A 10355-nucleotide genomic window follows, 5' to 3' on the forward strand; every position below is an offset into this window, starting at 1 on the left:
TCTACGGCGGGGCGGGCGCCGACACGGTGTACGGCGGCCTCGGCAACGACCTGATCGACGGCAGCGCCGACGGCGACAACGGTGCCGGGGACCTCGCCTACGGCGATTCCGGCAACGATGTCCTGCTCGGTGGCACCGGTGCGGACACCCTGTACGGCGGCACCCAGAACGACACGTTGCGCGGCGGCCTGGGCGCCGACAGCCTGTACGGCGGCACCGGGGCGGACGTGTTTGTGTATGCGTCGCTCCAGGACAGCGGAACGGATGCAGACGCCATCCGGGATTTCAGCCTCACCGAACTTGACCGCATCGACCTGTCGGCGATCGACGCCAACGCCCTGACGGCCGACAACGACGCCTTCAGCTACATTGGTACGGCGGCCTTCACCGGCGTCGCCGGACAGCTGCGCTGCGAAGTCGGAACGAACACCTGGATTCGAGCCGACGTGAACGGCGATGGCGTTTCGGACCTCAACATCATGCTGGCGGGGGCCTATACGCTGAGCGCATCAACCTTCACCCTCTAGAGTCTGTCTGATTTAGGTGGAAGCGTATCCGGCGTGCCGGATGTATGCGGCGCACTCGTTTGGCTGGAAGTGATCGAGGAGGGCTCGGATGCGGCGCCACGTGGCCTCGATGGTCCTCTCCTCGGCTTTTCGGACGAGGGTGGTCTTGAGCTTGGCGAACCCATCTCGATGGGATTGAGGTCGGGGCTGTAGGCCGGCAGGAAGCCTCGGCCGTCCGTGTCCGTGGCCGGATAGGCGCCGACTGTGCCGGACTCAGTGACATAACTGGCGCGCCACTTGCGGAAAGGAGCGACCGGTACCCATTGGTCACGCCTTTCAAGAGCGCGGTTATTTGCCCCGCGACGTTTGCGCAAAAGCGGTGAAGCCCCGCAGGAACGAGCGCAACTGCTCCGCGATCCTCGGGTCCGAAATTGCGCCGTCCTCGCCGACGATCGTATGAGCCCTGATCTCCGAGCGGACCGTCGCCGGTACGGAGGCGGCGCGACTGCGCGGTGTTCCCTTGGGGCGCCCTCGAAAGCTGACCGACAGGCGGTGTGCGATGATCGAAACCCTGCTCAGGAAGCAGCTTGGTGGCCAGACGGCTCGGTAGATTGCTGAACAGTTCGGAGTGGAGCGAACAACCATGTACCGTGCTCTGCGGGAGCACCGCACCCGAATGGGCAAGGCATGAAAGGTGCGTTGCCGACGCGGCTGCGGTAAGGACAGCGGTTGGCCATCCCCATAGCCGGAGAATCCGTCATGCTCGACCGCGGCCTCCTATCACCCCTGGCGCTGATGGCAGCGTTGCTGCTGTCCGGTCCGGCGGCGGCCAACGACAGCACGGGCTTCCAAGGGACGGGTGGCATCGAGCTGTCCGCCAGCCAGGACATCCGGATGCTGTCCGAGGACCTGCGGATCGGCCTGGACGAGATCCGCGTGTCCTACGTGTTCCGTAACGTCGCCGATCACCCCGTTGACACGCTTGTGGTGTTCCCGTTGCCGGATCTCGATCTGTCGCGGGGACTGACGGCGCCGAATTGGGCCTTCCCTACGGAAAGCCCGGACTTCCTGGGCTTCCAGCTGTGGGTGGACGGCCGGCCTCTGGTGCCGCAGCTGGAGCGGCGGGCCTTCTTCCAGGGCCGGGAGGTGACCCGGGATCTCGAGGCGGCGGGCGCGCTCGACCTGGCGCCTTGGAAGCCGGGCGGCTACGACGGGCAGGTCAAGGCCATTCCCCCCGCCGCGCTCGAGCGGTTGCGGCGCGCCGGCCTGATCCGGTCCGGTGAGGACGAGAATACGCCGCAATGGGTGCTGCGGACCCGCTACCATTGGCGTCAGATCTTCCCTCCGGGCGTGAACGTGCAGGTTCGGCACGCCTACCGGCCGTTCGTCGGCAACGCCCTCATCGGCAAGGCGGCGGAGGTCGACGGGCGCACGGTGGTCGGCCGCCTCGTCGGCGACGGGACGAGCGCTGATGCCGACCGCTACTGCCTCGACGCCGGCACCAGGCGTGCCCTGACGGCGGCGGAGAACCGCACCCCTGCAGGCGCCATGGCGTTCACCGCTGCGGAAATCGAATACATCCTGACCACGGCGCGCAACTGGCGGGGGCCGATCAGCCGGTTTCGCCTGACCCTCGACAAGGGTGAGCCTGACAACATCCTCTCGCTCTGCTGGACCGGCCTGAAAAAGGTCGGGCCGGCAACCTTCGAGTCGGTGGTCGACGACTTCGTTCCGGACCGCGACATCCGCCTGCTGATCTTCGTCCGAGCCAAGAGCCGGCCGTAGGCGCCGGAGCGCAGCGCTGCCCAGGACGTTTCCGGCAGAGGGGGCCTACTTCGTCCCACCCGAGATCCCGGCAATGCTGTAACAGGGCACGCTGCGGCGACAGCCGCAGGTCTTCAGTCCAGCCGCTTTGCCCCATTTGCCGTGTAGAGTAAAATTGTGGCGCCGGCTCCGGAGGTGCTTATGGTCCGCTACGCGCCAGACGCAGGGACGGAGCTTGCTGGTGTGTGGAGCCACCTAAGCGCATTTTCGACGGCAGTGCCACTTTACCTGAACTCCACCTGTTCGCTGTCTGTGGACCGGCGCCCACTCCCTGTGCCAATCACACACGCTAGGCGATTAATTCGTCTATTGCTTAATTGCCTGAATTGCGCGCCAGTTCGCAACCAATCACTGCGTGCCCATTCATCGACTTCACTCAACGATACCAGCATGGCTAAATGCCTCCACGTCACCGGGAGAGGCTGATATGAAAAATTCATATGAATATAAAGAAAATCCTTTGGATTCCGAATCGCTGGTGCGTGTCAACGCCACGTTGGGAAGCGGCGTGACGAACGAGTTGATCATTGCGGACGACGCTATGCTCGACGATGGCATGGGTGTTCTGCAGTTCAGCAAGACAGATCTTGCCGACGGCGGCAACATATCTATCAGCCGACTCATTCCGGCTGATGATATGGTCATAACCTTCGACCCGATCAATGACGATTGCCTGAACAACCTGTTGATCCTGTTCTCTGGAACGGCCTCTCTATTCTGTGCTGAAAACGACCGGCATTTGATTACCCCCGCGCAAGGTTGCGGCTTCCGGTATTCCGGATCCCCCACCGGCTTCGAGCTGGAGAAATGGGTCGAAGTGCGGTCGCTGAGCGTCTCTCTCCCGCCTCACCGGCTTGAAGGATATCTTGACGAGAACGTACCACCATTCTTCCGCCAACTGATGGAAGCGACGCGGAATGAAGCGCGCGTCATATCCTTCCCCGTTTCCAACAAGATGAGGGCGGCGATGGAGCACAACATAGCGCCCGGCCTGACCGGGGCGCTCCGCCAGTTGCAGTTGGAGAGCGCCGCTCTGATGCTGATCACGATGGTCGCGCAGGCCATGAGCGATACGGAAGCACCACCGCGACCGCTGTCGAACCGGGAGCACCGCGCGGCGCAGGAGGCCTATGAACGCTTGACGATGTCCTTGCGGATACCACCGTCCCTGGCCGAACTGTCCCGATCGGTCAACCTGACCGACAAGCGCCTGAACGTCGCGTTCCGGGAGCTGTTCGGCGGAACCGTCTTCGAGGTTTTGCGGAACCTCCGCCTCGAACAGGCGCGGACCCTGATCGAACGTGGCGAGATGACCATCAAGGAGGTCGCCTGGCAGGTGGGATACACCCACGTCAGCAACTTCACCTCCGCCTTCACCACCGTGTTCGGCACGTCACCGGCATCCTACGCAAGAGGCCTGTCCCAACGCCCGAAGGACGGAGAGACGTTCCGTCCCTTGAGCATAAAAGATAGCGCTTACGAATAAATCCGCGTGTGATTGCTGCGCCACCCTCAGCCTTAAAGTTCGCCGCCGTGAAGAGAATCGCAAACGGCGGGCGTCGGGGGCCGAGGCGTGTCTTTGAATTTTGCAAAGTTGTACAGATCGCCGGTCTGGCGATACCCTGTTCTGATCCTGCCGATCGTCGCCGCGACCGTCAGCGGCGCCCAGGCACAGTCCGCCTCGCAAATCACACCGCGCTCGTTCGAGCCTGCGCCGCCGGTGCGGGGGGGCGAGATCGTCATTCCGGAAGGAACCGGTCCCGAGACGCCGCCGGGCGCCGACGCGCTGTTCGTGGACATCGTTGGCGTCACGGTCGAGGGCGGCCTGCCGGAACTCCGCGCGCAGGAGCAGGCGATCGCCGGTGAACTCACCGGGAAACGGGTCTCGGCGGCGGATCTGTTCGCCGCCGCACGCGCACTCGAGCAGGCGTACGTCGCCGCCGGCTACGGCTTGGCGCGGGTGGTGCTGCCGGCCCAGCGCCTGAAGGACGGGGCGGTCCTGCGCCTCGTCGTCGTCGACGGCTATGTGGAGCAGGTCGACACCGACGCCCTGCCGTCCGCCGTCCACCGGCGCGTCGCCGATCTGCTGGCGCCGCTGGTCGGTCGGCGCGGCCTGACCATGGCCGACATCGAGCGTCGGTTGCTGCTGGCCGGGGACACGCCGGGCACGGTGTTGCGCTCGACCCTGGTGCCGGGCCCGAAGCCCGGGGCCTCGGTGCTGGTGATCGAGGCCCGTCACCAGCCGGTCACCGGCTTCCTGTCGGGCGACAACACGCTGGCCGAGGAACTCGGTACGTACACGGCGAGCGTCGGCCTCGACCTCAATTCGCCGGCCGGCCACGGCGAACTGGTCTATCTGCGCGCGTCCGGCTGGCCGTCGGGCGGAAGCGCCGGCTTCTTCGCCGGCCAGCCGCGCAACCGGATGCTGGCGGCCGGCGTCACCGTCCCCCTGGGGGACGACGGGCTGACCGCCAACCTGGAGGTGACCGACGCTCGCGCCACGCCGGCGATGCACGCCGGCGGCCTCGGCAGCACCTCGGTCTTTTCGCGGGTTTCGGCACGGCTGAACTATCCGCTGGTTCGTGGCCGCGACGTCACCGTCACCCTGCAGACCGTCTTCGACGCCGAGCAGGAACGGGTGTCGGCAGCCGGCCCGGTGATCCAGGACCTGTCCCTCGACCGCCTGCGAGTCCTGCGCGGCGGCGGCGTCCTCCTCTGGTACGCGCCCGGCAACGGCGTGGTGACGGCGCGGCTGACCGGCTCGTTCGGGATCGGCGGCCTGGGCGCCCGCCACGCACCGCCGGACGGGGCCGACGCCACGCCGCTGTCGCGGCAGGGTGCCGGTCCGGTGTTCCAGAAGCTGGAAATCGGCGCCGGCTACACCCAGCCGCTGCTGCCGCATCTGGCGGTCGACCTGGCGGCGCGGGCACAAACCGCCTTCAACCACGCCATGGCGAACGCCGAGCAGATCAGCCTCGCCAACGCCACCGGCCTGTCGCCCCTTCCGTCCGGGAAGATCCAGGGGGACAGCGGCTTCGTGCTGCGCGGGGAACTGCAGTTTCCCGTCGCCGCAACCGTCGCCCTGCCGTCCATCGGCCCGGATGCGGACGGGTACGACGCGGGGACGGTGCTGACCCCTTACCTCTTCGGCGCCTACGGGAGCGCCACGCTGGCCCACCCGACGGCACTCGAGAAGGGCACCGGCCGCGGCACCGCCTACGGCCTCGGACTGCGCCTGGGCGCCGCCGTGCGGACAAGCTTCAGCGCCATGCACCTCAGCCTCGAATACGGCCGCTACCAGCTCGACGATGGTTCCGGGGACGGAAACCGCCTGACCTTCACCTCCTCCCTCCAGTTCTGAGGCCACCGCCATGACCCCCACCCGCCGCAGCGCGCATCGCCTCTCGCGTTCCCGTCACGCGATGCTTCTGGGTGCCCTGCTCGCCACCACGGCGCTGTCCGGCGTGCCGCGAGCGCTGGCGCAGGGCCTGCCCACCGGTGGCAGCGTCGCTGCCGGCAGCGCCACCATCGGCGCCGCGGCCAACGGCGCGCTGACCGTCACCCAGTCTTCGCCCTCGGCCGTGGTCAACTGGCAGAGCTTCTCGGTCGGCCAGGGCAACAGCGTCAACTTCGTGCAGCCGTCGAGCGGCTCGGCGATCCTCAACCGCGTCACCGGCGCCACCCCGTCCACCATCGCCGGGGCGATCAACGCCAACGGCCAAGTGTATCTGGTCAACCCCAACGGCATCGCCATCACCAAAACTGGGACGGTCAACGCCGCCGGCTTCGTCGCCTCGACGCTCAACATCGGCGACGACGACTTCATGACCGGCAAGCGCGGCTTCGCCGGCAACGGCGCGTCCGCGACGGTGAGCAACGCCGGGACCGTCACCATCGGGCGCGGCGGCTATGCCGCGCTGCTCGGCGGCGCGGTGGACAACGCCGGCACCATCACCGTGCCCCTGGGCAAGGTCGGGTTGGGCTCGGGCGAGCGGGCGACGCTGGACCTGTCGGGCGACGGCTTTCTCCAGGTGGCGGTGCCGACCAGGGCCGAGGGGACCGGCGCGCTGGTGCGCAATTCCGGCCGGATCACCGCCAACGGCGGTTCGGTGCAGCTCTCGGCGGCGGCGGCCAAGGACATGGCGCGCCAGGCGATCAACCTGTCGGGCACCATCGAGGCGAAGACGGTCGGCGGCCGGAGCGGCGATATCGTCCTGGCCGGCACCGGGGGCGAGGTCGAGGTCTCCGGCACCGTCGCCGCCACCGGCCGCGACGGCACCGGCGGCGCGATCACCGCCACCGGCCGGACGGTCGCTCTCAAGGGGGCGACGCTCGACGCCTCGGGCAAGCGGGGCGGCGGCACCGTCAAGGTGGGCGGCGGGCGCCAGGGCAAAGGCGCGCTCCAGCGCGCCGACACGGTGACGGTCGACGCCACCAGCCGGATCAAGGCGGACGCCACCTCGGCCGGCAATGGCGGCGACGTGGTGGTGTGGTCGGACCGGCTGACCCGCTTCGACGGCAGGATCTCCGCCCGCGGCGGGGCGCTGTCGGGCGACGGCGGGCAGGCGGAGGTGTCCGGCAAGGCGACGCTCGCCTACACCGGCTACACCGACCTCTCGGCCGCCCGCGGTGCCTTCGGCACCCTGCTGCTCGACCCCTACAACATCACCATCTCGGCCGGCAGCGACGGCAACCACTCCGGCTTTGCCGCCACCGGCGACGGTTCGGTGATCAACGCCACGACGCTGCTGACCGCGCTCGGCGGCGCCAACGTCACGGTATCGACCAGCGGCAGCGGCGGCCTCGGGACCGAAGCCGGCGACATCACCGTCGCGACGCCGCTGTCGTGGAGCGCCGCCAACACGCTGACGCTGGACGCCTACCGCTCGATCGCGATCAACGCGGACATCACCATCACCGGCGGCGGCGGGCTGACGCTGACCACCAACCACGGCGGCAGCGGCGGCACCCTCACCTTCGGCAACGGCGCCAGCGCCGGCTTCGCCGCCGGACAGAGCGGCCAGTCGCTGACCATCGACGGCCAGGCTTACACCCTGCTGCGCTCCATGGCCGACATCGACGGCATCGACACCGCCGGCCTGGGCGGCCGTTACGCGCTGGCGCAAAGCCTCGACGCCTCGGGCACCACCTATACCGCCTCGCCGGTCGCCGGAGTGTTCACCGGGGTCTTCGAAGGGCTCGGGCACAGCATCGCCGGGCTGACCGTCAGCGCGCCCTCCTCCTGCGCCGGCCTGTTCTGCAATGTCGGCACGAGCGGAGTGGTGCGCGACATCGGCCTCGTCGGCGGCTCGGTCATCGGCGACACCTTCGCCGGCAGCCTCGCCGGATCCAGCGACGGCACGATCGCCAACGCCACCGCCACCGGCACCGTCAGCGGAAACCAAGGCGTCGGCGGCCTCGTCGGGTACCATTACGGCAACGGCACGATCACCAACGCCCACGCCACCGGCGACGTCAGCGGAACCAACGTGGTCGGCGGCCTCGTCGGAGCCAACCACGGCACGATCACCAAAGCTTACGCCACCGGCGCCGTCACCAGCACCACCAACGTCGGCGGCCTCGCCGGATCCAACACCGGCACGATCACCACCGCCTACGCCACCGGCACCGCCAACGGGACCCAGGCGGTCGGCGGCCTTGTCGGATACAACAACGCCGGCACGGTCAGCAACGCCCACGCCAGCGGCGCCGTCACCGGCAGCACCCGCGTCGGCGGCCTCGTCGGAGACAGCGGAGTGGGCAGCACGCTCACCGCCGCCTACGCCACCGGCGCCGTCACCGGCACCACCAGCGTCGGCGGCTTCGTCGGGTCCAACGCCGGGACGATCGTCAGCGGCCTGTGGAACACCGAGACCAGCGGCCGAAGCGCCGCCTTCGGCACCAACAGCAGCGGCCAGTCCGCCACCGGCCTGACCACGGCGCAGTTCCAGGACGGCACGGCGGCGGCGGGGCTCGGTGGCGGCTTCACGTTGTCCTCCCGCCTCTACCCCTACCTGACCAGCCTCTTCCCCGGCGGCGTGCAGGCGGTGTCCGGCACCGCGCCCACCGGCGGCACGGTCCATCTGCGGGCCGACACCGGCACGGTCGCCACCGCGTCCGTCGGCGCCAATGGCTATTACTATGCGGCGCTGCCGGCGGGCAGCATCGCCGGTGGCGGTTCGTCGCTGCTGGGGTGGTCGACCGGCGCCGCCACCAACGGCGCCACCTTCCGGACCGGCGTCACCGCTGCCCCCGTGACCGGTTTCGACATCACCGGTGGCACGTTCCGCGAAACCACCGGGCTGACCACCCTGTCGGCCCTCGACGCCGCCTTCGCCATCAGCAGCGGCGGCACCGGGATCGCCGGCAGCTTCGCCAACCGCGCGATCACCGCCGCCGGCGCCTTCGCCATCGACGCCGCCCTGACCGCCACCGGCACGGTGAACGTCGGCGCCACCGGCGGCCTCACCATCGGCGCCGCCGGCACCGTCAGCGGCACCGGGGTGACCCTGTCGGCCGCCGGGGCCTTCGTCAACGACCGCGGCAGCGACGCGGTGACGGCGACCTCGGACCGTTGGCTGATCTATTCGGCCAGTCCGGCGGGCGGCACCTTCGGCGGTCTCGACAGCGGCAACACCGCGGTCTGGAACATGGCGGCCGGCGCCGCGGTCGGCGCCGCCGGCAACCGCTACGTCTTCGCCGAACAGCCGTCGGTGACGGTGACGTCCGTCAACGCCGGCAAGACCTACGGCGAGGACGCGAGCGCCAGCGCCGGCGCCTCCTACAGCATCACCGGTCTTTCCTCCGGCGTTGCCGGCGCTTATCGCGCCGACACCACCGCTGCCATCCTGAGCGGCGCCCCGTCGCTGTCCTCCGCGGGCTTCGCCGCGCCGGCCGGCGCCGGCGACTACGGCTACACGCTCGATCCCGGCACGCTGGCCGCATCGGGCGGCTATTCCATCCGCCTGTTGAACACGGGCCGTTTCACGGTGGCTCCCCGGAGCCTCGCCGTCGCGGCGGAGGCGCAAAGCCGGACCTACGGCGACGCCAACCCGACGCTGACCTACCGCATCACCGGCGGTAGCCTGATCAACGGCGACACTCTGTCCGGTAGCCTGGGCACCACGGTCACCGGCGCCAGCGGGGTCGGCAGCTACGCCATCACCCAGGGTTCCCTTGCTGCGCCGAACTACGCCGTCGCCTACACCGGCGCCAACCTCACGGTGACTCCCCGAAGCATCACGGTCGCAGCGGACGCGCAAAGCCGGACCTACGGCGACGCCAACCCGGCGCTGACCTACAGCGTCACCGGTGGCGGTCTGGTCAACGGCGATACCCTGTCCGGCAGCCTGGGCACCGCGGCCACCGTCACCAGCGGTGTGGGCACCTACGCCATCACCCAGGGCTCGCTGGCCGCCTCGCCGAACTACGCCATCACCTACACCGGCACCAACCTCACGGTGACTCCCCGGAGCATCACGGTCACGGCGGACGCGCAAAGCCGGGCCTACGGCGACGCCAACCCGGCGCTGACCTACAGCGTTACCGGCGGCGCCCTGGTCAACGGCGATACCCTGTCCGGCAGCCTGGGCACCACGGCCATCGGCACCAGCGGGGTCGGCAGCTACGCCATCACCCAGGGGTCGTTGGCCGCCTCGCCCAACTACACCATGACCCTCGTGCCCGGTATACTGACGGTCGTCGCCGATGCTCCCCAGCCGGGGGCGCTCCTCGCCAGCGCCCTGGTCAAAGGCCGTTCCCTCGTGGCCAACGCTGTGCCCTTGGTGATCTCGCTGCAACCGGACTTCAAGGGTGTCGGCACTCCGAGTGCCGGCCGCCGGTTCGACAGTGTGCTTGTCTGCATTTCGGAGACGGGGAATTGCTCGGCCTCCCCCTGAGTTCTGGCGTCCGATTTCATCCGTTCGGGCCGTGGTATAACCCGCTGAGCCTCCTCCGAATCGGTGGACACCTTTGCCAAGCTCCCGTTGGGAGCGGAGAGGTGGAAGATGACAACACGGCGCATCT

The 10355-nt window shown here is 68.8% G+C and carries 5 protein-coding genes and 1 pseudogene; 5 read left to right on the forward strand and 1 reads right to left on the reverse strand.

All coding sequences use genetic code 11. The annotated features are described in order from the left end of the window. On the forward strand, nt 1-527 hold a 527-nt coding region (locus TSO221_RS06330; RefSeq protein WP_199229397.1), incomplete at its 5' end, for a M10 family metallopeptidase C-terminal domain-containing protein. 12 nt (nt 528-539) lie between these two features. Here the strand turns inward: TSO221_RS06330 and TSO221_RS36305 are convergent. Next, nucleotides 540-730: pseudogene (locus tag TSO221_RS36305) on the reverse strand (IS630 family transposase); the annotation flags it as partial. A 535-nt stretch (nt 731-1265) separates the two neighbouring features. Between TSO221_RS36305 and TSO221_RS06340 the strand changes: the two are divergent. From TSO221_RS06340 to TSO221_RS36785, 4 genes are all read left to right on the forward strand, one after another. Then, nucleotides 1266-2291, forward strand: a complete 1026-nt coding sequence (locus tag TSO221_RS06340; protein WP_109117639.1) for a DUF4424 family protein — start codon at nt 1266-1268, stop codon at nt 2289-2291. Nucleotides 2292-2757: 466 nt separating this feature from the next. After that, on the forward strand, nt 2758-3816 hold the full coding sequence (locus tag TSO221_RS06345; protein WP_109117640.1) for an AraC family transcriptional regulator: 1059 nt from the start codon (nt 2758-2760) through the stop codon (nt 3814-3816). Between the two features lie 108 nt (nt 3817-3924). Then, nucleotides 3925-5691, forward strand: a complete 1767-nt coding sequence (locus TSO221_RS06350) for a ShlB/FhaC/HecB family hemolysin secretion/activation protein (protein ID WP_199229398.1) — start codon at nt 3925-3927, stop codon at nt 5689-5691. A gap of 10 nt (nt 5692-5701) precedes the next feature. Continuing rightward, nucleotides 5702-10228, forward strand: coding sequence for an MBG domain-containing protein (locus TSO221_RS36785; protein WP_109117641.1), 4527 nt, complete (start codon nt 5702-5704; stop codon nt 10226-10228). The last annotated feature ends 127 nt before the right edge of the window (nt 10229-10355 follow it).

The organism is Azospirillum sp. TSO22-1, from assembly GCF_003116015.1.
Taxonomy (GTDB): domain Bacteria; phylum Pseudomonadota; class Alphaproteobacteria; order Azospirillales; family Azospirillaceae; genus Azospirillum.